The sequence below is a fragment of the Bradyrhizobium sp. AZCC 2262 genome (assembly GCF_036924535.1).
Classification (GTDB): Bacteria; Pseudomonadota; Alphaproteobacteria; order Rhizobiales; family Xanthobacteraceae; genus Bradyrhizobium.
In genome coordinates this window covers 5,120,342-5,145,433 of record NZ_JAZHRT010000001.1, presented here as the reverse complement: position 1 = coordinate 5,145,433, position 25,092 = coordinate 5,120,342, and the positions used below count along the sequence as shown (strand labels likewise).

Genomic DNA, 25,092 nt, shown 5'->3' with positions numbered 1-25,092 from the left:
CGAAAAAAAGCGGCCGCATCTTCAATCCGGAAATCGGGTGGTCGCATAACTCGGGTGCTCCTATCTTGCAGGCCAGGAAACACACAGATGAGGAGCAACGTGATGTCGACAGAGAACAACAAGGAGATCGTCGGTCGCTGGTTCAAGGAGTTTTGGGGCAATCCCTGGAACCCTGAGATCGTCGATGAATTGGCTGCCCCGGATATGCTTCTGCAGTATTCGCTGCACGCGCCGCGCCGCGGCCGGGACGATGTCAGGGCGTTCATGGTCGCGTTCCGCGACGCCTTCCCGGATCTGAACTTCTGGGGCACCGCGGACCTGATCGCCGAGGGCGACTATGTTGTCGGTCGCTGGGAAGGTGGCGGGACGCACACAGGCCCGGCCTTCGACGATTTTCTCGTCGGGGCCCTTCCGGCGCGTTCAGGCCGCAAGATGCGCTTTACCGGTACGACGGTGCTGCGCGTGACGGGCGGTCGAATCGCGGAGGAGGTTGGCCTTGATGACGGCGCGACTGCGCTCCAGCAGCTCGGAATTCTGAAGGCAGCGTAGTGATCGGCGCAGCGGGCATCCCGGACGGCAGTCGTCGTCCGGGATGCGCTGCGACAACCGAGGCCACCAGCACCTTGTTCCTGTAAAGGACTGTTCGATTGTCCGATTGACCATCGTGTGTCGACGATGTCGCCTACTGGGCCCGAAACGGACATTGAACTAGCGGCCTTTGACGTCAATTTCCGGGGGTAAAGCGGACATCCCGCAGCCGGGTCGTCAGATCCGCTGATGATCCCAACCGGACATTCCCTCCATCTCCCGGCGCGTCTATTTGACCCATCGAGCCGTCCGCACATTCACTGACAAACCAGTACCGGGGTTTTCGCGTGCGTCAGCACCTTGTTTGTCACACTGCCGATCAGAAGCATGGAAAGTCCGCTGCGCCCATGCGATGACATGACGATGAGATCGCAGCCTTTGTCCTCGGCTGCTGCGATGATGGCTTGATGGGGTTGCCCGTTCTCCACTTGAGTCGTCTTGCAGGAAATACCAACCTCCTTGGCCGCATTTGCCGCGCGATCCAACGCGCTCGTGGCCTGTTCCTTGCGTAGCTCGGCATATGTTGCGACTGCCTCCTGGAACCGCCCGGTCATTTCTGAAAACGGTTCCACAACGAAGATTACGGATACCTTGGCTCCAAGGGATTTCGCCAGCGCCAACCCATGCTTCACTCCACGCTCCGCTAGCTCCGATCCATCTGTCGGAATGAGAATATGCCGGTACATGGCTTTGCCTCCCGCTTGTCTGGACGTATCGCTGCCTTCCGAATGCAGGCTAGGCCCGCGTTTCGGATACAATCTTGAGATAGATCAATCTATCGGCCCATCGTCCCGCGACCCCGATGTCCGTAATTGGCCACCGTAATTGCGCCGCTTTAGGAGCAATGCGGACACCAGTTTCGATGCGTCATGCCAACCGGGTTTATGGGCACGCACCCCGGTTCGAACGAACGCCGTCGATATCGCGGTTGCGAACAGACCGGCCGATCGCCGGGAATACGCCGGCCAGCATGCTGGAGATGCTTGTCACGGTGGAGTTCCAGACCGTATCGTGATGACGCCGAGCGATGACGCGCATCGCGGGCGAGGCAGGATCGGGGTTTTGCATGGGGTCGCAGGTAAGCTTGCCGCTCTGGGTCGTCGTGCTGATGGCGATCCTTGCGATCCTGGCGGCGCTGGATCGCATCCTCATTCCGAGCGTACGCTGGGCGCTGCGTCGGCGCGCCAATCGTGCCATCGAGGAACTCAACACCAAGCTCAAGCTTCGCATTCAGCCCTTCAAGCTGACCAAGCGGCAGGTGCTGACCGACCGGCTGGTGTTCGACCCGGAAGTGCTGCGGGCGGCCGAGGAATATTCGACCGAAACCGGCGTGCCGTACGAAGTCGCGATGGAAAAGGTGGGGCGCTACGCCCGCGAGATCGTTCCGGCGTTCAGCGCCTATGCCTATTTTCATGTCGGCACGAGGATCGCGCGGGCCGTTTCCCATATGCTGTACCGGGTGCGGATCGGTGTCCGCAACGACGAGGCCTTGGCCGCCGTCGATCCCGCCTCGTCGGTGATCTTCGTCATCAATCATCGCTCCAACATGGATTACGTGCTGGTGACCTATGTCGCCGCTACCTCGTCGGCGCTGAGCTACGCCGTCGGCGAATGGGCCAAGGTCTGGGGCCTCAGCAACCTGATCCGCTCGATGGGCGCCTATTTCATCGCGCGCGATTCCGGCGAGGCGCTCTATCGCAAGGTACTTTCGCGCTATGTTCACATGGCGACCGCAGCGGGTGTCACGCAGGCGATTTTCCCGGAAGGCGGGCTCAGCCGCGACGGCAAGCTGCGTCCGCCGAAATTCGGGCTGTTGAGTTACATGGTGGCGGGCTTCGATCCGCTCGGCCCGCGCGACGTGGTGTTCATCCCGGTCGCCGTCAACTACGACCGCGTGCTGGAAGACCGCATGTTGACTTCGGTGGCCAATGTCGAGCCGGGAAAGAAGCCGGTATTCGGTTTCAATGCGGCGACCTTTGCGCGCCATTTCTTCCGCCATCTCTGGATGGCATTGCGCGGCCAGTGGCATCGCTTCGGGTACACCTGCGTGAGTTTTGGCGTGCCGGTGTCGCTGCGAAACTATGTCGAGGCAAGGAGGATCGATTTTCGCGTTCTCGCGCCGGAGCCGCGCCGCATCGAGGTCGAAAGGCTCGGCAACGAGTTGATGGAGGCCGTCGGCCGCGTGGTGCCGGCGCTGCCGGTCTCGCTGGTCTCGACCGCCATGCTGGAGGCAGGTGACCAGCCGCTGACGTTGTTCGAAATCAAGGGCCGGGTTTCAAGTCTGATCGGCGACCTCGAGCGGCTCGGAAGCTATGTTCACATCCCGCGCGCCGACCGCGACTACGCAATCTCCGTCGGTTTGCGCATGCTGACGTTGCGCCATCTCGTGATCGAGACCGACGACACCTATCGCGCCAACCCGAAAGAACTCGTGCTGTTGCAGTACTACGCGAACGCGATCGTCCATCTGCTCAAGGACAGGGATACGGATATCGGCGGCGATGTCGCTGCGCGGTGGACGGAGAGAGTTGCTCCTCCGTAGGGTGGGCAAAGGAGTGACAGCGACGTGCGCACCATCTATCGCCAGTCGTGCGGCTCGATGATGGGCACGCTTTCGCTTTGCCCACCCTGCGCACCGCGGCAAATCACTTCGGATTTTCAGAAATCGTGTCAAGTCCGGAATCAAAAAATATTCCGCTTTCGTTCTCACCCAAATCAGTCGCATAACTCCGCCTGTCTCACGGCAGATGAGGGGCGTCGGCCATCGTCACGAACGCGCGGTGAGATGCGATGGACGCGAATGGCGCGATAGACGTACGCGCCTTAAGCGTACGGTGAAGTCGTGTGGTTCGGGCGCTGCGGTGCTGGCGCTAAGCTTGCGATAGGAAGCGCGGGCGACGGAGGCAAAAGAGCCGTTCTCCGGGAAGAGCACGAAGTAAGCCGTAAAGCCATTGCGCAGGGAAGGCCGGAATGCTCCCGCTGCCCTGTATGCTCGTGTGCAGTTTTGTTTGCGCAAATCGCACGCGAGACCGCGGGTGCAGCAAGCACCCGGTCTTCCCTGCGCCCTCTATTTCGAGGAGGGCAAACGAATTGCAAGCCTCGGGCGATCAGCGCCGCGAGATCGTCACCCCACGTTCAGTTGTCGTCCCCCGCGAAGGCGGGGGATCCAGTATTCCAGAGACGCCAGTGATTGAACCGAAAAGCCGCGGCGTACTGGATCCCCCGCCTTCTTCGCGGGCGATGACAGTCGCGTGTAGTGGCGAAGCAACGGCCGCTTCCTTGCAAAAGCTTGAAGTTTAAAATATATGCTGAACCCTCATCCTGGAGGCTTGACCGATGTCCTCATTGTCGCGTTCCTCCCATGCGCTCGTCACCGGTGGCGGGCGGGGCATTGGACTGGCGATATCGGCGGCGCTGTCGAAAGCGGGCGCGACGGTAACGGTGCTCGGTCGCAACCGCGCAACGCTCGACGAAGCCGTGGCCTCCGGCGCGGCGCAGTTCGCCGCGGTGGCCGACGTCGCCGATCAGGCTTCGGTCAAATCGGCCGTTGCGGAAGCCGCCGCGCGGCAACCGATTGACATCCTCATTGCCAATGCGGGCGCTGCGGAATCGTCGCCGTTCGGCCGTTCCGATGCGGCGCTGTTCCAGCGGATGATGGACGTCAATTTCATGGGCGTGGTCCATGCCACGCAGGCGGTATTGCCTGGCATGATCGAGCGCCGCCACGGGCGGATCGTCGCCGTCGCGTCCACCGCCGGTCTCAAGGGCTACGCTTATGTCTCAGCCTACAGCGCGGCGAAGCATGCGGTCATCGGCCTCGTACGTTCGCTGGCGCTGGAGACGGCGAAGAGCGGCGTCACCGTCAACGCCGTTTGTCCCGGCTTCACCGAAACCGACCTGCTGGAAGGCTCGATCGACAACATCATCAAGAAGACCGGCCGCAGCCGCGAGCAGGCCATCGCGGAACTGTCAAAGCACAATCCGCAGGGACGCCTTGTGGCGCCCTCGGAAGTGGCCGATGCCGTGCTCTGGCTCTGCGGCGAGGGCGCCGGCGCCGTCACGGGTCAAGCCATCGCGGTAGCTGGCGGCGAAGTCTGAAGAGTGAGAGAACCAATTTGAAGCCGTCATTGCGAGCGAAGCGAAGCAATCCATCTTGCGGCGAAGGAAGTATGGATTGCTTCGTCGCGTCGCTCCCGTGTGCAAACGCTTCGCGTTTGTCACAGGCAATGACAATCGACACAAGGGAGATCCCATGAGTAAGCCCGCCAATCCCGTCACGCTGCCGCTGGCCGACTATTCGCCGAAGCACTTTTTGCTGGCCGTCGTCGATCGCGTCGCCACGGTGACGCTCAATCGTCCCGAGCGAAAGAATCCGCTGACCTTCGAAAGCTACCGCGAGCTCACCGATTTCTTCCGCGCCTGTGCGATGGATGACGAGGTCAAGACCATCGTCGTGACCGGCGCGGGCGGAAATTTCTCGTCCGGCGGCGATGTGTTCGAGATCATCGGTCCCTTGATTCAGATGGATACCAAGGGATTGACCGCCTTTACGCGGATGACCGGCGATCTGGTGAAGGCGATGCGGGGGTGCCCGCAGCCGATCGTGGCCGCCGTCGAAGGCATCTGCGCCGGCGCGGGCGCGATCGTCGCGATGGCTTCCGACCTGCGTCTGGCCGCCACCGGCGCCAAGGTCGCGTTCCTGTTCAACAAGGTAGGCCTCGCCGGCTGCGACATGGGCGCGTGCGCGATCCTGCCGCGCATCATCGGCCAGTCGCGGGCCTCGGAACTGCTCTACACCGGCCGCTTCATGACGGCAGAGGAGGGCGAGAAGTGGGGCTTCTTCAGCCGTATCGTCACGCCGGATGCGGTACTGCCGCAGGCGCAGCTCATGGCCAAGCAGATTTCCGAAGGCCCGACCTTCGCCAACACCATGACCAAGCGTATGCTGGCGATGGAATGGGCGATGTCGGTGGAGGAGGCGATCGAGGCCGAAGCGGTGGCCCAGGCCCTCTGCATGACCACGGAAGATTTCGGCCGTGCGTTCGAGGCGTTTTCGAACAAGCGGACCCCGGTGTTTGAGGGGAACTGAGGCCCTCAGGACCGTAGCCCGGGTGAGCGCAGCGATACCCGGGACCGCTGTCCCCGCATATCGCTTCGCTCATGCGGGCTACGAACCCCACCCGGGCTACGGCCAACCCCCTTGCCCCAAAATTGTTTTATGCTTAAAGTAATTCCGAGCTAGCCCGACAGCCTGTTTCGGAGGCGGTAGATGAAGATCGCGATTATCGGCGGCGGACCGGCCGGTCTCTACGCCGCGATCCTCCTGAAAAAACAACGGCCCCAGGCCGAGATCACGGTCTATGAGCGCAACCGCGCCGACGACACCTTTGGCTTCGGCGTGGTGTTCTCGGACGCCACGCTCGACAATTTCGAGAAGTACGATCCGCCGAGCTACCGCCGCATCACCCAGGAATTCGCCTATTGGGACGACATCGCCGTGCATTTCCGCGGCACCGTGCACCGCGTCGGCGGCAACGGTTTTTGCGGCTGCTCGCGCCGGACGCTGCTGTTGATCCTGCAGGAGCGCGCCCGCGAACTCGGCGTGACGCTGCTGTTCGAGACCGACATCGACGACGAAGCGCGATTTGCCGATGCCGGTCTGATCGTACTCGCCGACGGCATCAACAGCCGCTTCCGCGACAAGCACATCGACCACTTCCAGCCGCAGATCGACCTGCGCTCCAACAAATTCGCCTGGATGGGCTCGACCAGGCCGCTCGACGCCTTCACCTTCATCTTCCAGGAGACGGAGTGGGGGCCGTTCATCGCGCATGCCTATCAGTACGAGGCGGGACGCTCGACCTGGATTTTCGAGACCGATGCCGAAACCTTCCAGCGCGCCGGGCTCGAAGGCCTGAGCGAACAGCAATCCGCCGATCGGATGGCCGAGATTTTCGACTGGTTCCTCGATGGCCACCCCTTGATGATCAACCGCTCGATGTGGCGCAATTTCCCGATGATCCGCAGCCAGCGTTGGGTCAAGGACAACATGGTGCTGCTTGGAGATGCCAAGGCGACCGCGCATTTCTCGATCGGTTCCGGCACCAAGCTCGCGATGGAAGACGCGATTGCGTTGGCCGACGCGATGGCGCAGGCGCCGACCGTCGACGCCGCCTTGCAGACCTACGAGCACGGCCGGCGCGAGGAGGTTGAGAAGACCCAGCACGCCGCCGACGTATCGCTGGTCTGGTTCGAACATGTCGACCGCTTCTGGGATTTCGATCCCGTGCAGTTTGCGTTCGGCGTCATGACCCGCGCCAAGGCGATCACCTACGATAATTTGACGCTGCGCGCGCCGAAGTTCGTCCGCGAGGTCGACACGGCCTTTGCGAAGCAGGTTCGTTCAAAAGGCTTCGACGTCGATATCGACAAGCCCGCGGCGCCGATGTTCCAGCCGCTCAGGCTGCGCGAGATGGAAGTTGCGAACCGCGCCGTGGTGTCGCCGATGTGCATGTACTCCGCAAAGGAGGGCGTGCCCGGCGATTTCCATCTGGTGCATTACGGCTCGCGCGCGATCGGCGGCGCCGGGTTGATCTTCACGGAGATGACCTGCGTCGGCCGCGACGCCCGCATCACGCCGGGCTGCACTGGATTATGGAACGACGAACAGCAGGCGGCATGGACGCGCATCGTCGACTTCGTCCACGCCAATTCGGCGGCAAAGATCTGCCTGCAGCTTGGACACGCCGGCCGCAAGGGCGCGACCAAATTGATGTGGGAGGGCATGGACCGGCCGCTGGAGCAGGGCGGCTGGGACACGATCTCGGCGTCGCCATTGCCTTACTTCCCCGACAGCCAGGTGCCGCGCGAGATGGATCGCGCCGCGATGGACCGTGTCAAGCAGGAATTCGTCGCGGCGGCGTTGCGCGGCGAGGCCTGCGGCTTCGATATGCTGGAGCTGCACTGCGCCCACGGCTATCTGCTGGCGAGTTTCATTTCGCCGCTGACCAACCAGCGCACCGACGCATATGGCGGCACGCTCGCCAACCGGCTGCGCTATCCGGTGGAAGTGTTCGAGGCGATGCGCGCGGCATGGCCGGCGCACAAGCCGATGTCGGTTCGTATCTCCGCCACCGACTGGGCCGCGGGCGGCATCACCGGCGACGACGCGGTCGCGGTCGCGCGTGCGTTTGGCGAAGCCGGCGTCGATCTGGTCGATGTTTCGACGGGGCAGACCGTGCGCGACGCGCAGCCGATCTACGGCCGCATGTTCCAGACGCCATTCTCCGATCAGGTTCGGAACGAAGCCCGGATCGCAACCATGTGCGTCGGCAACATCACGACTGCGGATCAGATCAACACCATCCTCGCCGCCGGTCGCGCCGACCTTGTCGCGCTCGCCCGGCCGCATCTCGTCGATCCGTCGTTCACGATGCGAGCCGCGGCCTGGTACGGCGCGGACATTGCCTGCCCGCCACAATATCTGCCCGGCAAGGAACAAATCTTCCGCAATAGCGTGCGCGACCGGCAGGATTTCGAAGACCTCAAAATTAAGGGTAAGCCGAAAACCCGGGCCGAGCTCAAAGCGGAGGCGACAAAGCCACTTGCGGCCGAATAGGGTGAATGGCAGGCTCTCTCCGTCACCTCCCTCTCCCCGCCCTTCGCGGGGTCGAGACGGGCGAAGCTCGCTCTTGGAGGGCAGGGGTGAGGGGCTCTCTCCGCGAACTGTAACGTGGTGAGTCCGGTACCCCCTCACCCGGATCGCAAGGGCGATCGACCTCTCCCCGCAAGCGGGGCGAGGTTGAAGAAGAGAGTTGGAGTAGCGCATGAAGGCAATCATCGTCGGAGGCGGCATCGGAGGCCTCACCACCGCGCTGATGTTGCGCGCACGCGGCATCGACTGCGAATTGTTCGAACAGTCCGACACCATCCGTGAACTCGGCGTCGGCATCAACACGCTGCCACATGCCATCAGGGAATTGACCGGCCTCGGCCTGCTGGACCGGCTGGATGCCGCCGCCGTTCGCACCGATCAATTATATTATCTCAACCGCCACGGCCAGGAAGTCTGGCGCGAGCCGCGCGGCCTCGATGCCGGCCACGACGTGCCGCAATTCTCTGTTCATCGCGGCCGCCTGCAAAGCGTGATCCATCGCGCCGTCGAGGAGCGGCTCGGGCCTGAGGCGATCCACACCGGCTGCCGTCTCGGCGCATTCGCGCAGCATGAGGGCGGCGTGGTCGCGCATTTTTTCGATCGCACCGGAGCCCATGTCAAAACCGCGCGCGGCGACATCTTGATCGGCGCCGACGGCATTCACTCGCACGTGCGCGAGATGCTGTTTCCGGACGAGGGGCCGCCGTGCTGGAACGGGTTGATGCTGTGGCGCGGCGCACGCGACTGGCCGGCGTTCCTGACCGGGCGCTCGATGATCGTGGCCGGCGGGCTGAATGCCAAGGTGGTGATCTATCCGATTGCGGAAGGATCGAGCCCCACGAGCCGGCTGACCAACTGGGCGGTGATGGTGAGGATCGGCGACGGCAACGCGCCGCCGCCGCGCCGCGAGGACTGGTCGCGGCCCGGCAAGCGCGAGGAGCTGATGCCGCATGTCGAGCGGTTCTCGGTGCCTCATGTCGATGTGCGCAGCCTGATCTCGGCGACGCCGGAATTTTACGAGTATCCGTGCTGCGACCGCGATCCGCTGCCGTACTGGACCTGGGGGCGGGTGACGCTGCTCGGCGACGCAGCGCATCCGATGTATCCGGTCGGATCGAACGGCGCGTCGCAGGCGATCCTCGACGCGCGCACGCTGGCCGATGAACTGGCGCGAGCTGAGCATCCACGTCAGGCGCTGGTGGCCTATGAGAAGAAGCGGCTGCCGATGACGGCGGAGGTCGTGCGCTCGAACCGCCGCGGCGGCCCCGAGGGCGTGATCGACGCGGTCGAGCAACTCGCGCCGGATGGTTTCACTGATATCGAGAAGGTGCTGAGCCACGCCCAGCGCGAGGCGATCGTGCGCGGCTATGCCTCCAAGGCCGGCTTTGCGCCACCGCCGCTCGGGTTGGCGGCGGTGCGGTGAAGGTCCCGTAGCCCGGATGGAGCGAAGCGCAATCCGGGACGGTGGTAGCCGCATTCCGAAGGCCCCGGATTTCGCTGCGCTCCATCCGGGCTACGGGCGCCGTCACGCCCCCGGAGGCGGGGGCAGGAAATGGATGTTGTGCTCCGCCGCCAGCGCCACCACCGCGTCCGGCGTTTGCTCCTTCATGTTGTGGATCGCCCAGAACAGGTCGTAGAGCCGCCGCGTCGGCGACACCCAGAACAGCGTCTTTGCAGTACGGCCGGATTTGTTGAAGATGCCGTGCGGCTTGCCCATCGGCAGCCGCACCAGATCGCCCGGCGTGGCCTGTGTCTCGGCGCCGTCGAGGAAGAAATCGAGCTGGCCCTCCAGGATGTAGAGGTATTCGTCCTGGTCGGGATGGATGTGCGGTGGCACGAAGGTCTCGGGCGGAAACGTCGCATGCCATGAGAAGGAATGCTCGCTCACGCTCTTCGGCACATAGGTCTGGCCGAGGATGCTCCAGGAAATTCCCTGGATGCCTTCATTGGCGCGGGTGATGCCGGCGATTTCGGTCTTCATTGTATGCTCCCTCCTGATGCTTATTTGGCCGGCGCGCAATCCTTGGCGTAGCGGTCGCCGTAATTCGAAAACACCTTCTCGACGATCTCGGTCTGGAATTTCCCGTCTGGACGCTTGGCAACCTTGGTCAGGTAGAAATTCTGGATCGGATAGCCGTTGACGTTGAACTTGAAATCGCCGCGCAGCGAGGTGAACTCAGCCTTCCGGATCGCGGCCGAGACGGCTTCCTTGTTCTTGAGGTCGCCCTTGACCGCCTTCACCGCGCTGTCGATCAGCATGGCCGTGTCATAGCCCTGCATGGCGTAGGTGCCGGGCACGCTGTTGTAGGCAGCTTCGTAAGCCGCGACAAACTTCTTGCTCTGGGGATTGTCCATGTCCGGCGCCCAGTTGGCGCCGCCGAACATGCCGACGGCGGCGTCTTGCTGCGCGGGCAGGGTGGATTCATCGACGGTGAATGCCGACAGCACCGGGATTTTGTCGGCAAGGCCGGCCTGCCGGTACTGCTTGACGAGGCCGACGCCCATGCCGCCCGGCATGAAGGTGAACAGCGCATCGACCTTGGAAGAGGAAATCTTGGTCAGCTCGACCTGGAAATCCAGCGTGCCGAGCGGCGTGTAGCTTTCCTCTGCTATCTCCCCCTTGTAGTCGAGCTTGAATCCGGCCGCCGAATCCTTGCCGGCCTGATAGTTCGGTACCAGCACATACATGCGCTTGTAACCGCGATCCTGCGCGACCTTGCCGAGGATCTCGTGAACCTGATCGTTCTGATAGGAGGTTACGTAGAAGAACGGGCTGCACTCCTTGCCGGCATAGCTCGATGGCCCCGCGTTCGGGCTGATCAGGAACGTCTTGTTCTCGGTCACCGGCCGGTGAATCGCCTGCAGGATGTTGGAGAAGATCGGTCCGACCACGAAATCGACCTTCTCGCGTTCGAGCAGGCCCTTCGCCTTGGTCACGGCGCCATCGGGCTTGAGTTCGTCGTCGACGACAATGACCTCGACGTCCTTGCCGGCCATCTTGCCGCCGAGGTCCTTGATTCCGAGTTGCAGGCCGTCGCGCGATTGCTGGCCGAGGACGGCCGCCGGGCCGGACAAGGTCGTGATCACGCCGATCTTGATCTTCTCCTGCGCTGCGGCCGGAGTGGCGGCAACACCCAGCACAACCGCAAGTCCGGTCAGCGTCAACGACTGCTTCATGATTATTCCTCCATTCGGCCTCTGCCGCCGAAAAACTTAACGCCACACAAAATGCTCGGATTGCAGCTTATTCTGACCGTGACGGCACCTGCAAGCACAACGCGTCCATGCAAGCTACCATGCAAGCCATGCGCCAATTACTTGAAACCTAAAGAAATCTGGGCAATGATCGTAAGCTGCGCTCTGTTCGGATCACCGAACGCCCAAGCCGGACAATATTTGCATCATGATCCTCGATTCAGAGACCAAGGCCGTCGAACTCCCGGAACATCATGGCGATGAACTCAGGCTGTGGCTTCGCCTGCTGACCTGCACGACCCTGATCGAGGGCGAGGTGCGCAGCCGGTTGCGCGAGCGCTTCGACGTCACGCTACCGCGGTTCGACCTGATGGCCCAGCTCGACAAGGTGCCGGAGGGCATGACGCTATCAGATGTCTCCAAGCGGATGATGGTGTCGAACGGCAACGTCACCGGACTGGTCGAGCGCCTCGTCGAATCCGGACATCTCGATCGCCGCACGTCGGACGCCGATCGCCGCGTGCAGGTGATCCGCCTGACCAAGGCGGGGCGCGCCGAATTCCGCAAGATGGCCGCGGAGCACGAATTATGGATTGCCGACGTCTTCGGCGACCTGACGCCGAAGGACGTCCGCGAACTGATGCGCCTGCTGGCCAAGACCAAGGCGTCGGCACAAAAATCCGCGAAGAATCGGACGGGCTGAGGCGACGCTGCGGCTGAAGCAACTTGCCGGGCGCTAGTTCATCCCGCGCAGGGTCGCCGACGGCGTCTCGCCGAATTTGGCGCGATAGGCGCTCGCCATCCGGCTGAGATGGGTAAATCCAAGCTCGAATGCGATATCGGTGATGCTTTCGTCAGGGGAGGCGGTGGCCAATCTGACATTGAGATGCGCGAGCCGGATGCCACGCAGCATCTCCGAGATCGAGGTTCCGAAATGCCGCTGGAAGCCGAGCTGCAGCGCGCGGATGCCCGTGCCTGCGGCCGCGGCAAGCTGCTCAAGGTCGAGCGGCTCGTCTGCATGCGCATTGAGGAATTCGTGCGCCCGCCGCAACGATTGCGGCAGCGCTTCGGCCCGGCCGCCAAATCGGTCGATCGCATCGCTGGCGCTGTGGTGCTGGCCGTGGAGCAAGGCACCCAACAGCGTCTCGCGTGCATTCGCCGCCGCCATCGGCGAAAGCGGCCGTTGCGGTCCGAGGCGTTCGGCGAGATCGACGAGTTGCAAAATCTGCGACTGAAGCGCTTGGCCGCCCGCAGAAGTGAGATCGACCGCAGGCTCGAACTCGACCGCGCCCGCCGGCCGGCCCGACAGCGCCGCAGCCCGTTGCTCCAACAGGCGGCGATCGACCAGTAGAATGAGCTGGGCGCAATTGTCCTGCCAGGTCATTCGTGTGGGAATCGTCGGCGATAACAGCGAAGCGCCGGTGCCGGGAGCGGCTGCGATGTCGCGCGAGGCGGTTTGGATCCGCGACGAACCGTGCACGGGGATTTGCAACAGGAAGAAGCGCTCGAGACAGCCGGGGTCGATCGACACCGACCCGCCATAGGCGACATAGTTGACGGAGAAGCCGCCAAAGACCGCGCTGTTATGCAGTGCAAAAAAGTCGGGCGATGATCTCGCGGTGGGCTTCAGTTCGTGCGGGCAAAATATCCGCCCGATCGCGTCGGCGGCAGCGTCGACGCTGGCGGTCGAAACGCGGTTGAACGCCGCCAGCCGGACGGCAGGGTCATGCCCGACAATGCTGGTGTCCGTCGCCATGGCCCGGCCCTCCGCATTATTTGAAGCCTATAATATCTGCGGACGCCGTGGTTGGAAAGGCGATTTGGTGGTCGTTGGTGCCTGATCGAAAGGCATGCTCTCCCCCGTCATTCCGCATCGCAGCAATCCAAAAATTTTCGCGGTGGGCGCGGCGGATTCGTTTTCCGGCTAGACCGCCGTTCCGGCTCGATCCAGCCTGCGCGAACTATTCGGACCTCGCAATCATACCAACTGCGACAGAGGAGATGGCGACATGGCAGCGCTCGAAAAAGGCATCACCGCCAACGGCACCGGTTACGACGGCAAGAGCTGGAATATTCTCGGTCAGGTCTACTTCCCCAAGGCCGTGACCGATTCCACCTTTGCATTTGAGACCAACAGCGAACCCGGCCAGTTCGTGCCTGTGCACATTCATCCAACGCAGGATGAGTTCATCCTGGTGCAGGAAGGCGTACTGGACCTCAAGCTCGACGGCGTCTGGGTGCAGGCCAAGGCCGGCGATCTGGTTCGCCTGCCGCGCGGCATTCCGCATGGCTATTTCAACAAATCCGACAAGCCGGCGCGCGCGCTGTTCTGGGTGTCGCCGATACAAAAGCTCGAAGCGCTGTTCAACCAGCTCCACAATTTGACCGATCCCGCGGAGGTGGTTCGGATCTCGGCGCAGCATGAAGTGAATTTCCTGCCGCCCGAGGCCAACGAATAGTTCGAAAGAACGCGAAGGGGCGGCGTACGGAATAGCAACGCGCCGCTCCCGTGAGCCCATCCTTGCTGGAGACTTGTCATGGTCACGCAGAAACATGTTTGCATCATCGGCGCCGGCGTATCGGGGCTCGCGGCGGCAAAAGCCTTCGCCGCGCGCGGACATCAGATCACGATTGTCGAGCGCAGCGGCGATCTCGGCGGGGTCTGGGAGCCGGCGCGGTCCTATCCCGAGGTGCAAACGCAAAGCCCGAAGGATCTCTATCGCTACACCGACAAAGCGATGCCGGATTCCTATCCGGAATGGCCGAAAGGGCCGCAGGTCCACGCCTATCTGACCGAGTATGCCAAGGACAATAATCTCCTCGGCGCGATCCGCTTCAACACGGCCGTGGCGCTGATGGATCGGCGGCTCGATTCCGCCCCCGGCTGGCGGCTCGAGCTGCGCGGGCCGGATGGCGGTATCAGTCACGAGGATTTCGATTTTGTCGCTGTCTGCACCGGGCAGTTCAACGAGCCTCAGACCCTCAGCCTGCCCGGCGAAGAATCTTTCAAGGCGCAGGGCGGGCGCATCCTGCACTCCTCGGAGTACAACGATCCTGTCATCGCCAAAGGCCGGAAGATCGTCGTGCTCGGCGGTTCGAAGTCGGCGACAGATATCGCGGTCAATGCGGTGAATTCCGGCGCGGCCGAAGTCACGCTGGTGTACCGCGAGCCGGTATGGCGGATTCCCTATTTCATCGGCGGCCTGGTCAATTTTAAACGCATTCTCTACATCCGCGCCCAGGAGGAGATGTTCCGGAGCTGGGGCATCGGCGCGATGTCGCGGTTCGCGCATGCGGTTGCAAAGCCGTTGGTCTGGGCCAACTGGCGCGGGCTGGAGAGCCTGCTGAAAGTTCAGCTCAAGCTCGGCAAATGCGACATGGTGCCGAAAGAGCGGATCGAGGATGGCGTCAACTGCGCGGTGCCGATCGCCACGCCAGGATTCTTTCCGATGGTCGCCGACGGCCGCATCAAGGCCGTCAGAGGCAGCTTTGATCGCTACGATGGCAATTCCATTGTGATGACCGGCGGACAGCGCGTACAGGCCGACGTCGCCGTGCTCGCGATCGGCTACAAACTAGGCGTGCCGTTCTTGCCGCAGGCGTACCTTGAAAAACTCGTCGATCCCGACGGGCAGTACCGACTGTATCGGCTGATCGCCAATCCAGACCTGCCGGAGATGGGGTTCGTCGGTTTCAATTCCAGCTTCTGCACGGTGCTGTGCGCCGACCTCGCCGCCAACTGGCTGGTGCGTTACGCCGATGGCCAGCTCGCCCGTCAGCCGACGACCAACGAGATGCGGGACAACATCGAGATGATGCTGCATTTCAAGCGTGTCGAGCGGCCGGCGGCCGGCGTCTATGGCGGGCTGTGCGTGGCGCCCTATCACTTCAAGCACTTTGACGAGTTGATGTCGGATATCGGCGTGTCCGGACGCCGGGCCAACCCGTTGGTCGAGAAATTTACCCCGCCCGATGCCGCTGCCTATGGCCGCTTCCTGGCCTCGGCGCCGGCCTACCGTGCAGCCTGAGGACGGGTTCCCTTGGCGCTGCCGCCGTCAGGCTGATCCCGGCGGCGGGGAAGGGGTGATTCCACCCATGATTCCACACTTGCGAAAAATTGTTTTAAGCCTAAAATGATTTGCGAGATGGCGTTGCCGGGCGTCCTCGATATTGAACTCGAGCCTTTCATTGATGGAAGCGAGGGGAGATGAAGATGTCACCCAGCCGGACCCTTGGTCGGTCTCTTGGCCCGTCGGGCCATATCGATGACTTCGCGCGGCGAAATCTGCCGCCATCCGAGCAATGGCCGGACCTGCTGCTCGATCAGCCCGAGTTTCAATACCCGGAATATCTGAATGCCGCGGTCGAGCTGACCGACCGTATCGTCGAAAAAGGCTGTGGCGACCGGATCGCGCTGATCGGCAACGGCCGCCAGCGCACCTACAAGGAACTGGCTGACTGGTCCAACCGCCTCGCGCATGCGCTGGTGGAGAACTACGGCGTCAAGCCCGGCAATCGCGTCCTGATCCGTTCCGGCAACAATCCGGCACTGGTCGCGGCCTGGCTCGCAGCCACCAAAGCGGGCGCTGTCGTCGTCAACACCATGCCGATGCTGCGCGCCGGCGAGCTGGGCAAGATCGTCGACAAGGCCGAGATTGCGCTGGCGCTGACCGACAGCCGCATTGCCGATGAGCTGGTCGCGTGCGCGAAGACCAGCCGCTTTCTCAAGCAGGTGGTGAATTTCGACGGCACGTCGAACCATGATGCCGAGCTCGACCGGGTGGCGTTGAACAAGCCGGTAAAGTTCGAAGCCGTGAAGACGGGACGCGATGACGTCGCGCTGCTTGGATTTACCTCGGGCACCACCGGCGAACCCAAGGCGACAATGCATTTCCATCGCGACCTCATGATCGTTGCGGACGGCTATGCCAGGGAAGTCCTCAACGTGACCGAGGACGATGTTTTCGTCGGCTCGCCACCGCTGGCCTTTACGTTCGGGCTCGGGGGACTGGCGATCTTCCCGTTGCGGTTCGGCGCGACCGCAACGCTGTTGGAAAACGCGGCGCCGCCCGAGATGGTCAAGATCATCGAGACCCACAAGGCGACGATTTGCTTCACCTCGCCAACCGCGTATCGCGCGATGATGGCAGCGATGGACAAGGGTGCCGATCTGTCGTCGCTGCGGATCGCGGTCTCGGCCGGCGAAACCTTGCCCGCGCCGGTGTTCGAAAGCTGGACCCGCAGAACCGGCAAGACCATTCTCGACGGCATCGGCTCGACGGAGCTGCTGCACATCTTCATCACCAACCGCGTCGGTGACGCCGTAGCCGGGACGACAGGGCAACCGGTTTCCGGCTATGAGGCAAAAATCGTCGACGACAACATGAACGAATTGCCTGATGGTACCGTCGGAAAGCTTGCGGTGCGCGGACCGACGGGCTGCCGCTATCTCGCCGACGAGAGGCAATCGAACTATGTGCGCGACGGCTGGAACCTGACGGGCGATTCCTTCGTCCGCGACGCAAACGGACGGCTGTCCTTTGTCGCCCGTTCGGACGACATGATCGTCTCCTCCGGCTACAACATCGCAGGTCCCGAGGTCGAAACCGCGTTGCTGTCCCACCCTGCGGTAGCCGAATGCGGCGTGGTCGGTGCTCCCGACGAGGCGCGCGGCATGATCGTCAAGGCTTACGTGGTTCTGGCGGGTGGGGCCTTGGGCGACGCTGCGCTGACGCAGGCGTTGCAGGATCATGTCAAGCAGACAATTGCGCCGTATAAATATCCGCGTGCGATCGAGTATATTACGCAACTGCCGAAGACCGAAACCGGCAAGCTGAGGCGCTTTGCGCTGAGGCAGATGGCATCGGCCGGCTCGGCGTCACCAAGCGTCGCCGCGGAATAACGTCTAACCTGATGGAGAAAAGCCGGTGACCGCCCCTAAAGGCCCCACATTGAGTGTGGTGCCTAATCCCAAGACCGATACCCCGCCCTCCGGTCCGCAAGTGCTGCAGCCGAGCGGCTGGCCGATGCCGAAGGGCTACGCCAACGGCATGGCCGCCGATGGCCGGCTTGTCGTGACCGGCGGCGTGATCGGTTGGGATACGCAAGGTTACCTCGCAACCGATTTCGTCGCGCAGGTCCGTCAGACGCTGAGCAACATTGCCGATATCCTCGCCGAGGGCGGCGCTGGACCTCAGCATCTCGTGCGCCTGACCTGGTATGTCGTCGACATCGAGGAATATCTCGCGAGCCTGAAAGAGCTAGGCCGCGTCTATCGCGAGATTTTTGGCGCGCATTATCCGGCGATGGCGCTGGTGCAGGTGGTGCGTCTGGTCGAGAAGGAAGCCCGCGTCGAGATCGAGGCGACGGCGGTGGTGCCGCGCTGAAACCCGCTTGTCGGGTGTCGTCCTAGAGCTCTGTTCTCAGCTTCCAGAGTTCCGGAAAAAGTTCGACCTCGAGCATCTTGCGCAAGTAGGAGACGCCCGACGTGCCGCCGGTTCCGCGCTTCAGGCCGATGATGCGCTCGACCGTCGTGACGTGGTTGAAGCGCCAGCGGCGGAAATAGTCTTCGAAATCGACCAGCTTTTCCGCGAACTCGTAGAGCATCCAGTGTTTCGCCGGCGACGCATAGACGGTCTTCCAGGCCGCCAAAACCTCGTCGTTTGGCGTGCGCTTGACGCGCCAGTCGGTTCGGCGTGCGTCTTCGCCGATGTCAAAACCATTGCGCGCCAAGAGCAGCAGCGCCTCGTCATAGAGGCCCGGCTCAGCGAGAATTTCCTCGAGCTTTGCCATGATGTCGGCGCGGTGGGCGTGCGGGGCAAGCAGCGCCAAATTGCGATTGCCGGCCAGGAATTCGATGGCGCGGTACTGGTATGACTGGAAACCCGAGGACTGCCCGAGCTGATCGCGAAACTCGGTGTATTCGCTGGGTGTCATCGTCCGCAACACGTCCCAGGCGGTATTGAGCTGCTCGAATATCCGGGCGATACGCGACAGCATCTTGAAGGCGGGTTGCAACTGGTCGTGGCGGATCGCCTTGATGGCGGAACGGATTTCGTGGATGGCCAGCTTCATCCAGAGTTCGGAAGTCTGGTGCTGGATGATGAACAGCAGTTCGTCATGCGCGTCCGAGAGCGGCTTTTGCGCGTCCAGCACGCGTTCCAGATGCAGATAATCGCTGTAGGACATGCGACCTTCGAACGACATCTGGGCTCCCTCACGCGAGGGATCGTCGGGCTTGCCGGTCATGTCACGAGCGCCTTTTTGCGGTAGTCCTCGGTATCCCAGCGGCGATTGGTCAAGACGTCGGCGATGATTTCGACCGCCGCGCGAACCTCGGCTTCTCCGATGTAGAGCGGCGTAAAGCCGAAGCGCATCAGGTCCGGCGCGCGGAAGTCGCCGATCACGTCGCGCGCGATCAGCGCCTGCATGATCGCGTAGCCGTCCGGGTGACGAAACGAAACCTGGCTGCCGCGCCGCTTTCCGTCCCGCGGCGAAGCCAGTGTCAGCTCGGGACAACGTCCTTCGACTTCGTGGATGAACAGGTCGGCGAGCGCGATCGATGCATGGCGCACGTCGGTCATGCTGATGCCATCCCAGACGTCGAGGGCGGCGTCGAGCGCGGCCATCGCAATGATCGGGGGCGTACCGACCCGCATTCGCTCAATGCCCGGCCCGGCCCGATAGTCGAGGTCAAAGGCAAAGGGCGCCTGATGACCCATCCAACCGGAAAGCGCCGGCCGCGCCGTATCGGCGTGCTTCGGCGCTACATAGATGAAGGCTGGCGCGCCAGGACCGGCATTGAGATATTTGTAGGTGCAGCCAACTGCGAAATCGGCTTCGACACCTTCCAACTCGACCGGAATCGCGCCCGCGGAATGCGCCAGATCCCAGACCGTCAACGCGCCGGCGGCATGCGCCCTGCGCGTCAGCGTGGTCATGTCGTGCAGCCGGCCGGTGCGGTAGTCGACCTCGGTCAGCATCAGCACCGCGATCGTCTCGTCGATGGCCGCTTCGACGTGTTCGGGGGCCACGACCTTCAACTCGTGGCCGCGGTCGAGCGATTCGAGCAGACCGCTGGCGATGTAGAGATCGGAAGGAAAGTTGCCGCTGTCCGACAAGATTACGCGCCGCGACGGATTGAGTTCGAGCGCAGAGGCCAGCGCCTGATAGACCTTGATGGACAGCGTATCGCCCACCACCACCGTCCCTTCGGCAGCACCGATCAACCGGCCGATGCGGTCGCCGATACGCCGCGGCTGCGTCATCCACCCGGCGACGTTCCAGCCCTTGATGAGGTGCTTGCCCCATTCCTCCGCTATCATGCGGCCGACGCGATCGGCGGCTGCAACGGGCAGGGGACCGAGCGAATTGCCGTCCAGATAGATCAGGCCATCCGGGATGGCGAACAGGGATTTTGTTCGCGTGAAATCGGTCATGTCTTTCCCTGGCTCGCGCCCCCGCGGAATTATTCGCGCTGATATCAATTATTTCAAGCTTAAAATTTATGGGCGCAAGGTGCGCTTCTCGGTATAGACTAGTTGGCTGCGGGCATCGATCGGACATCCGCCCGACCCACAGAATTGGACGGAAACCGAACCGCGTGATTTTTCATCAGATTTCCGACTGGAGCGACGCCTATGCGAATGCTCCGAACATTCCGGGCGGCGAACGCTGGCCGGCGGCGTGGGTGCAGCCCGCGCAGGCCTATCGTGACGCACTTCAAGGCAGCGGCCGCGCGACGCTCGACGTCCCCTATGGCGAGCGCGCACGAAACCGCTTCGATCTCTTTGCACCGGAAGGCCGGCCAAAGGGCCTGGTCGTCTTCGTCCATGGCGGATTCTGGAAGGCGCTCGACAAGAGCTTTTGGTCGCATCTCGCGCGCGGATCGGTTGAAGGCGGCTATGCGGTGGCGATGCCCTCCTACACGCTGTGCCCGACTGTGCGCATCTCCGAGATCACGCGCGAAATTGCCGCGGCCGTCGAGCGCGCCGCCGCGATCGTCGAAGGCCCGCTTTTTCTGGTCGGTCACTCTGCCGGCGGGCATCTGGTGACACGCATGATTTCGGCGACGTCGCCGCTCCCGGACGATGTCCGGGCGCGCATCAGCCACACCGTCTCCATTTCCGGCGTTCATGACCTTCGTCCATTGATGAAGGCCGCCATGAATACGGACCTCCGGATCGACGAGGCCGAGGCGCTCGTGGAGAGCCCCGCATTGCTGGAGCCGATGCGGGATGTGCGCGTGACGTGCTGGGTGGGCAGCGCGGAGCGCCCGGAATTCGTCCGCCAGAACGCGCTCCTCGCCAACATCTGGACCGGGCTCGGTGCGAAAACCCGCACGATCGAAGAACCCGGCCGGCATCATTTCGATGTCATCGACGGGCTCGCCGATCCCTGTCACCAACTCACCAGGACGGTGTTGTCTCCGTAGCCTGCTGAATTCCGAAATAAATAGGCGGTCGCGGTGTGGCCTTGCCACCATGTGGTTCTATCATGCTGGCTGAAACGTCTGCACCGTCTGTCGTGCCCCCAGGGCGTAGAGTTTTGCGAGCGCCGCGGTGACGGCGTTGCGCATGCGAGGATCGCTGCCGAGGTTGCCGAAAATGGAGTGCACCTCCAGCAGCGCGGGCGCAAGGCGCTCCGCGTATGGGCCGGCGCGCTCGGCGATCTCAGCCAGTTCCCTGGCAAGCGGATCGCGTACGTCGATGGCGCGTCCCTGTTCGTCCTTTGCGGTGACGTAGCGCATCCAGCTCGCTACCGCGAGCGCATGCGTGTCGATCGAAAGGCCCAGTCGCAGCCGGTCCTGCATGGTGCCGAGCAGGCGCTGCGGCAGTTTCTGCGATCCGTCCATCGCGATCTGCCAGGTGCGATGGTGCAGGGCGGGATTGGAGAAGCGCTGCAGCAGCGATGCGCCATAGGCCGCAAGATCGGTCCCTTCAGGCATCGCGAGTGTCGGCGCCGCGTCCTGCATCACCTGCCGGGCAAACGCCGCAAAGCGAAGGTCGGTCATGGTTGCAGCGATGGTTTCATGGCCGGCGAGATAGCCAAGATAGGCCAGCGCCGAATGGCTGGCGTTGAGCAGCCGCAGCTTCATGTGTTCGAACGGCGTTACGTCCGAAACCAATTGCACGCCTGCGGCTGCGAAGTCCGGCCGCCCGGCCGGAAAGCGGTCTTCGACGATCCATTGCGTGAATGGTTCCGTGACGATAGGCCACGCGTCGATCATGCCGAGCGCGGAGGAAATCTCTGATCGGTCGAGGTCGGTGGTCTCCGGCACGATCCGGTCCACCATGGTCGAAGGGAAGGCCACCTCGGCTTCAATCCACTCGGCGAGATTGCGCGATCGCAAGGCGGCGAACTGCGTCACGATGCGCCCGACGGTATGGCCGTTGGCGGAGAGATTGTCGCAGGACAGAACGGTGAAGGGGGCCGCACCGGCAATCCGCCGGCGCGCCAGCGCAGCCACCAGGAATCCGATGGCCGAGCGCGGCGTGTCCGCATTTTGCAGGTCATGAACGATGTCGGGATGATGCTCGTCCAGGTCGCCGGTTTGCGGCGTGTGACAATAGCCCTTCTCGGTGACCGTCAGCGAGACGATGCGGGTGGCCGGGTGGGTCAGGCGTGCGACCAAGGGGGCGGGTTTCTCGTTGGCGACCTCGCATGCGAGAACCGAACCGATGATCCGATGATCGGTGCCCGCGCCGGAACGAACGGCCAGCGTGTAAAGGCAATCCTGCGGGGCGAGGGCATCGCGCGTTTCCGAGCTGCGCAAGCTGGCTCCGACGATTCCCCAATCCGTCGCGCCGCCGGCAAGGAGGTCGTCGATCACCACCGCCTGGTGTGCCCGGTGGAACGCGCCAATTCCGAGGTGAACGATGCCGGGCGTGACGCGCGCGCGGTCATAAGCCGGACGCCGGATCTGGCCGGGCAGTTTGTCGAGGGTGGCGTCGGACAGGCGGAAATCGCCGTCTTTCGGGCCGGAAACGTGATTTTTTGGCGTTTCGCTTGACATGGAAGTCTCGATCCATCAATCTTTGGTCAATTGGTAAGGCCAATATTGCCGATTTATTGGCTGTGGGCTGATCAAAGCAAGAAAAATCGATCACTCAAGCGATCGTCAGGGAAGGAACGAGCGTGCCGCTCGAAGCCGTGGAAGCGCGACGCCTTTATCGCCAGGTTGCCGATCAGCTCCGCGCCCTGATCGACTGCGGCGAATATCGCGTGGGCAGCCGGCTTCCGACCGAACGCGATCTGGCCGAACAGTTGAAGGTGTCGCGGCCGACGGTGCGTGAAGCGCTGATCGCGCTCGAAGTGGAGGGCCGGGTTCGGATTCGCGTCGGCTCCGGAATTTATGTCAGCGAACCGGCGGCGCTCGCGCCGCCCTTGCCGGCGGCGGCCGAGATCGAAGGCCCGTTCGAACTGCTGCGCGCCCGCGAATTCCTCGAAGGCGCCATCGCCGAACAGGCGGCACGGGTAGCGACATCCGAGGATATCGCGCGCATCGACGCTTCGCTGGACGCGATGGCCACCGTGCAGCATCCCGGCGAGGCCTCGATGATCCATGACCGCGCGTTTCATGTAGCTGTAGCCGGATGTCTCGACAACGCCGTGCTGGTCCGTGTGGTAGGCGAGTTATTCGACCAGCGGCTCAATCCCTACTTCGCCAAGCTCGCGCACTATTTCGAGAATCCCAAATCCTGGAATGCGGCGCTGGCCGAGCACCGCGCGATCCGCGACGCCATTGCCGCCCATGACGCGGAGGCGGCGCGCGTGACGATGCGCGAGCACCTGGCGCGGTCGCAGGCGCGCTTTGCGCAAAATTTCGGAACCGAAGCTTCGCCTGCCTCCCGCGTTCGCGCGAGGAGCGGCTGAACGACCAGGAAAACGACTAAGAATTCGAACGGTTCAGCGAAATGCCGGGCCGGTTGAGTAACAAAAGCAAATTGTAGCAAGGGAGGAATTCACGTGTTGAAGAAATTGACGATTGCATTTGCGGCGTCTGCTGCTGCACTGCTGGCCGCGACCACATCAGGCATGGCGCAGACCAAGCTCAAATGGGCTCATGTTTACGAGACTTCCGAGCCGTTCCACACCGCTTCCGTCTGGGCCGCGGGCGAAATCAACAAGCGCACCAATGGACGTTACCAGATCGACGTCTATCCGGCCTCGCAGCTTGGCAAGGAAACCGACATCAATCAGGGGCTTTCGCTCGGCTCGGTCGATATGATCATCTCGGGCTCGAGCTTTGCGGCCAAGAGCTTTCCGCCGATCGGCGTGACCTACTATCCCTACACCTTCCGCGATGCCGACCATCTCCTGGCCTATACCAAGAGCGACGTCTTCAAGGAGCTTACGAAGGGCTACGAGGACAAGACCGGCCATCACATCCTGGCGGTGACTTATTACGGCGTGCGCCACACCTCGTCGAACAAGCCGATCAAGACGTGCGCCGACATGAAGGGCCTCAAGATTCGCGTGCCCGATGTGCCGGCCTATCTCGCGATGCCGCGCGCATGCGGCGCCAATACCGCGCCGATTGCGTTTGCCGAGGTCTATCTCGCCCTGCAGAACGGCACCGTGGAGGCCCAGGAAAATCCGCTCACGACCATCGAGGCCAAGAAGTTCTACGAGGTGCAGAAGCACATCGTGCTGACCGGCCACATCGTCGATCATCTCAACACCGTGATGTCCGGCGCGCTCTGGAAAAAGTTGTCCGAGGAAGACCGCAAGATCTTCACCGACGTCGCGCAGGAAGCGGCAGCAAAGGCGACCGCCGAGATCAAGACCAACGAAGCCAAGCTGGTCGATTTTTTCAAGCAGAAGGGCCTGACGGTGACGGAGGTCAACAAGGACGAATTCCGCGACACCGTGCTCAAGACCGTGAGCTTTGAGAGCTTCGACTACCGCAAGGCCGACTGGGAACGCATCCAGGCGGTCAAATAGAAATGAGCTGTCATTCCGGGGCTGTGCGAAGCACAGAACCCGGAATCTCGAGATTCCGGGTTCGGCTCTTTGAGCCGCCCCGGAATGACGTGAACCAATCACGCGCCGCCAGCTTGGGGAGTAAGCGCATGTCGACGGTTGAAGTTCACAAGCAGATCACGGCGGACGAGATCGCCCACACTTTTGAGGACGAGGTCCCCAAGGGCGCCGATCTCAGCCAGTACGCCACGGAAGACTGGCTGGCGCTCGCGATCTTCTGGATCATGGCGCTGGCCGTGTTCCTGCAGTTCTTCACCCGCTATGTCCTCAACGACAGCTATGCCTGGACCGAGGAGATCGCGACCTACTGCCTGATCGGCGTGGTCTTCATCGGCTCGGCAATGTGCGTGCGGCTGTCGCGGCACATCCAGGTCGACCTGATCTTCCGCTATCTGCCGCATCTGCCGGCGCGCGCGCTTTCGACCGTCATCGACCTGATCCGGATCGCGTTCTTCGGCTACGCGATCAAGCTGGTCTGGCAATTTATCCAGATTATCGGCGACGAGCGGATGACCACGATCAAGTTTCAAAAGGGTTTTGTCTATTACGCCGTGCTGCTCGGCTTCGTGCTGATGTTCGGCCGCTCGATCCAGGTCGCGGTCGAGAACTGGCGGCGGGGCTACTCCATTCTGGAGCGACCCGGCGCATTCGACGGAACGGAAGGGTAGGAC

Annotated in this window: 22 protein-coding genes; 15 read left to right on the top strand and 7 right to left on the bottom strand. The window is 62.7% G+C overall.

Annotated elements, in window-relative coordinates:
* Positions 1-102: 102 nt before the first annotated feature.
* Positions 103-549, top strand: a complete 447-nt coding sequence (locus tag V1283_RS24305) for an ester cyclase (protein ID WP_442895777.1) — start codon at positions 103-105, stop codon at positions 547-549.
* Positions 550-845: 296 nt separating this feature from the next.
* Here V1283_RS24305 and V1283_RS24300 read toward each other — a convergent pair whose 3' ends face one another.
* Positions 846-1,274 (bottom strand): universal stress protein, encoded by a 429-nt coding sequence (locus V1283_RS24300; RefSeq protein ID WP_334389029.1) that lies wholly within the window; start codon positions 1,272-1,274, stop codon positions 846-848.
* Between the two features lie 380 nt (positions 1,275-1,654).
* Between V1283_RS24300 and V1283_RS24295 the strand changes: the two genes are divergently transcribed.
* The 5 genes from V1283_RS24295 (at position 1,655) to V1283_RS24275 (ending at position 9,665) form a co-directional block, all read left to right on the top strand.
* A complete protein-coding gene (locus V1283_RS24295) occupies positions 1,655-3,130 on the top strand; it encodes a 1-acyl-sn-glycerol-3-phosphate acyltransferase (RefSeq protein ID WP_334389028.1) in 1,476 nt (491 codons plus the stop codon).
* 794 nt (positions 3,131-3,924) lie between these two features.
* The gene (locus V1283_RS24290; protein ID WP_334389027.1) at positions 3,925-4,686 is read left to right on the top strand and encodes an SDR family NAD(P)-dependent oxidoreductase; all 762 of its coding nucleotides are present in this window, start codon (positions 3,925-3,927) and stop codon (positions 4,684-4,686) included.
* 154 nt (positions 4,687-4,840) lie between these two features.
* Positions 4,841-5,677, top strand: a complete 837-nt coding sequence (locus tag V1283_RS24285) for an enoyl-CoA hydratase family protein (protein WP_334389026.1) — start codon at positions 4,841-4,843, stop codon at positions 5,675-5,677.
* A gap of 180 nt (positions 5,678-5,857) precedes the next feature.
* Positions 5,858-8,206 (top strand): bifunctional salicylyl-CoA 5-hydroxylase/oxidoreductase, encoded by a 2,349-nt coding sequence (locus V1283_RS24280; RefSeq protein ID WP_334389025.1) that lies wholly within the window; start codon positions 5,858-5,860, stop codon positions 8,204-8,206.
* 208 nt (positions 8,207-8,414) lie between these two features.
* On the top strand, positions 8,415-9,665 hold the full coding sequence (locus tag V1283_RS24275) for a flavin-dependent oxidoreductase (protein WP_334389024.1): 1,251 nt from the start codon (positions 8,415-8,417) through the stop codon (positions 9,663-9,665).
* Between the two features lie 102 nt (positions 9,666-9,767).
* Here the strand turns inward: V1283_RS24275 and V1283_RS24270 are convergent, their stop codons facing one another.
* Together V1283_RS24270 and V1283_RS24265 are read right to left on the bottom strand one after the other, a co-directional pair.
* Entirely contained in the window at positions 9,768-10,223 is a 456-nt protein-coding gene (locus V1283_RS24270) for a cupin domain-containing protein (protein ID WP_334389021.1), read from the bottom strand.
* 20 nt (positions 10,224-10,243) lie between these two features.
* The gene (locus V1283_RS24265; RefSeq protein WP_334389020.1) at positions 10,244-11,419 is read right to left on the bottom strand and encodes an ABC transporter substrate-binding protein; all 1,176 of its coding nucleotides are present in this window, start codon (positions 11,417-11,419) and stop codon (positions 10,244-10,246) included.
* A gap of 226 nt (positions 11,420-11,645) precedes the next feature.
* Between V1283_RS24265 and V1283_RS24260 the strand changes: the two genes are divergently transcribed.
* The gene (locus tag V1283_RS24260; protein WP_334389019.1) at positions 11,646-12,140 is read left to right on the top strand and encodes a MarR family winged helix-turn-helix transcriptional regulator; all 495 of its coding nucleotides are present in this window, start codon (positions 11,646-11,648) and stop codon (positions 12,138-12,140) included.
* Positions 12,141-12,173: 33 nt separating this feature from the next.
* On the opposite strand, the gene V1283_RS24255 is transcribed toward V1283_RS24260, so the two are convergent.
* The gene (locus V1283_RS24255) at positions 12,174-13,193 is read right to left on the bottom strand and encodes an AraC family transcriptional regulator (protein WP_334389018.1); all 1,020 of its coding nucleotides are present in this window, start codon (positions 13,191-13,193) and stop codon (positions 12,174-12,176) included.
* Positions 13,194-13,446: 253 nt separating this feature from the next.
* Here V1283_RS24255 and V1283_RS24250 point away from each other — a divergent pair, with 253 nt between their 5' ends.
* The 4 genes from V1283_RS24250 (at position 13,447) to V1283_RS24235 (ending at position 17,823) form a co-directional block, all read left to right on the top strand.
* Entirely contained in the window at positions 13,447-13,896 is a 450-nt protein-coding gene (locus V1283_RS24250) for a cupin domain-containing protein (protein ID WP_334389017.1), read from the top strand.
* 78 nt (positions 13,897-13,974) lie between these two features.
* Positions 13,975-15,465, top strand: a complete 1,491-nt coding sequence (locus tag V1283_RS24245; protein WP_334389015.1) for a flavin-containing monooxygenase — start codon at positions 13,975-13,977, stop codon at positions 15,463-15,465.
* A gap of 185 nt (positions 15,466-15,650) precedes the next feature.
* Positions 15,651-17,339 (top strand): benzoate-CoA ligase family protein, encoded by a 1,689-nt coding sequence (locus V1283_RS24240; RefSeq protein WP_334389014.1) that lies wholly within the window; start codon positions 15,651-15,653, stop codon positions 17,337-17,339.
* Between the two features lie 25 nt (positions 17,340-17,364).
* On the top strand, positions 17,365-17,823 hold the full coding sequence (locus V1283_RS24235; protein ID WP_334389013.1) for a RidA family protein: 459 nt from the start codon (positions 17,365-17,367) through the stop codon (positions 17,821-17,823).
* Positions 17,824-17,845: 22 nt separating this feature from the next.
* Here V1283_RS24235 and kynA read toward each other — a convergent pair whose 3' ends face one another.
* Complete coding sequence (gene kynA / locus V1283_RS24230; protein ID WP_334389012.1) at positions 17,846-18,685, bottom strand: tryptophan 2,3-dioxygenase; 840 nt, start codon at positions 18,683-18,685, stop codon at positions 17,846-17,848.
* A complete protein-coding gene (gene kynU, locus V1283_RS24225) occupies positions 18,682-19,875 on the bottom strand; it encodes a kynureninase (protein ID WP_334389011.1) in 1,194 nt (397 codons plus the stop codon). Before kynU ends, kynA begins: the two co-directional genes overlap by 4 nt.
* A gap of 164 nt (positions 19,876-20,039) precedes the next feature.
* Between kynU and V1283_RS24220 the strand changes: the two genes are divergently transcribed.
* Complete coding sequence (locus V1283_RS24220) at positions 20,040-20,870, top strand: alpha/beta hydrolase (RefSeq protein ID WP_334389010.1); 831 nt, start codon at positions 20,040-20,042, stop codon at positions 20,868-20,870.
* 60 nt (positions 20,871-20,930) lie between these two features.
* On the opposite strand, the gene V1283_RS24215 is transcribed toward V1283_RS24220, so the two are convergent.
* Positions 20,931-22,451, bottom strand: coding sequence for a mannitol dehydrogenase family protein (locus V1283_RS24215; protein WP_334389009.1), 1,521 nt, complete (start codon positions 22,449-22,451; stop codon positions 20,931-20,933).
* A 122-nt stretch (positions 22,452-22,573) separates the two neighbouring features.
* Here V1283_RS24215 and V1283_RS24210 point away from each other — a divergent pair, with 122 nt between their 5' ends.
* From V1283_RS24210 to V1283_RS24200, 3 genes are all read left to right on the top strand, one after another.
* Entirely contained in the window at positions 22,574-23,311 is a 738-nt protein-coding gene (locus tag V1283_RS24210) for a FadR/GntR family transcriptional regulator (protein WP_334389008.1), read from the top strand.
* A gap of 162 nt (positions 23,312-23,473) precedes the next feature.
* Positions 23,474-24,382, top strand: a complete 909-nt coding sequence (locus tag V1283_RS24205) for a sialic acid TRAP transporter substrate-binding protein SiaP (protein WP_442895880.1) — start codon at positions 23,474-23,476, stop codon at positions 24,380-24,382.
* 128 nt (positions 24,383-24,510) lie between these two features.
* Positions 24,511-25,089, top strand: coding sequence for a TRAP transporter small permease (locus V1283_RS24200; protein WP_334389006.1), 579 nt, complete (start codon positions 24,511-24,513; stop codon positions 25,087-25,089).
* Positions 25,090-25,092: the final 3 nt, after the last annotated feature.

Bases quoted from the DNA above. Each gene is read 5' to 3' on its own strand.
- V1283_RS24305 (WP_442895777.1), top strand. From the start codon at position 103: ATGTCGACAGAGAACAACAAGGAGATCGTCGGTCGCTGGTTCAAGGAG.
- V1283_RS24300 (WP_334389029.1), bottom strand. From the start codon at position 1,274: ATGTACCGGCATATTCTCATTCCGACAGATGGATCGGAGCTAGCGGAG.
- V1283_RS24295 (WP_334389028.1), top strand. From the start codon at position 1,655: ATGGGGTCGCAGGTAAGCTTGCCGCTCTGGGTCGTCGTGCTGATGGCG.
- V1283_RS24290 (WP_334389027.1), top strand. From the start codon at position 3,925: ATGTCCTCATTGTCGCGTTCCTCCCATGCGCTCGTCACCGGTGGCGGG.
- V1283_RS24285 (WP_334389026.1), top strand. From the start codon at position 4,841: ATGAGTAAGCCCGCCAATCCCGTCACGCTGCCGCTGGCCGACTATTCG.
- V1283_RS24280 (WP_334389025.1), top strand. From the start codon at position 5,858: ATGAAGATCGCGATTATCGGCGGCGGACCGGCCGGTCTCTACGCCGCG.
- V1283_RS24275 (WP_334389024.1), top strand. From the start codon at position 8,415: ATGAAGGCAATCATCGTCGGAGGCGGCATCGGAGGCCTCACCACCGCG.
- V1283_RS24270 (WP_334389021.1), bottom strand. From the start codon at position 10,223: ATGAAGACCGAAATCGCCGGCATCACCCGCGCCAATGAAGGCATCCAG.
- V1283_RS24265 (WP_334389020.1), bottom strand. From the start codon at position 11,419: ATGAAGCAGTCGTTGACGCTGACCGGACTTGCGGTTGTGCTGGGTGTT.
- V1283_RS24260 (WP_334389019.1), top strand. From the start codon at position 11,646: ATGATCCTCGATTCAGAGACCAAGGCCGTCGAACTCCCGGAACATCAT.
- V1283_RS24255 (WP_334389018.1), bottom strand. From the start codon at position 13,193: ATGGCGACGGACACCAGCATTGTCGGGCATGACCCTGCCGTCCGGCTG.
- V1283_RS24250 (WP_334389017.1), top strand. From the start codon at position 13,447: ATGGCAGCGCTCGAAAAAGGCATCACCGCCAACGGCACCGGTTACGAC.
- V1283_RS24245 (WP_334389015.1), top strand. From the start codon at position 13,975: ATGGTCACGCAGAAACATGTTTGCATCATCGGCGCCGGCGTATCGGGG.
- V1283_RS24240 (WP_334389014.1), top strand. From the start codon at position 15,651: ATGTCACCCAGCCGGACCCTTGGTCGGTCTCTTGGCCCGTCGGGCCAT.
- kynA (WP_334389012.1), bottom strand. From the start codon at position 18,685: ATGACCGGCAAGCCCGACGATCCCTCGCGTGAGGGAGCCCAGATGTCG.
- kynU (WP_334389011.1), bottom strand. From the start codon at position 19,875: ATGACCGATTTCACGCGAACAAAATCCCTGTTCGCCATCCCGGATGGC.
- V1283_RS24215 (WP_334389009.1), bottom strand. From the start codon at position 22,451: ATGTCAAGCGAAACGCCAAAAAATCACGTTTCCGGCCCGAAAGACGGC.
- V1283_RS24205 (WP_442895880.1), top strand. From the start codon at position 23,474: ATGGCGCAGACCAAGCTCAAATGGGCTCATGTTTACGAGACTTCCGAG.
- V1283_RS24200 (WP_334389006.1), top strand. From the start codon at position 24,511: ATGTCGACGGTTGAAGTTCACAAGCAGATCACGGCGGACGAGATCGCC.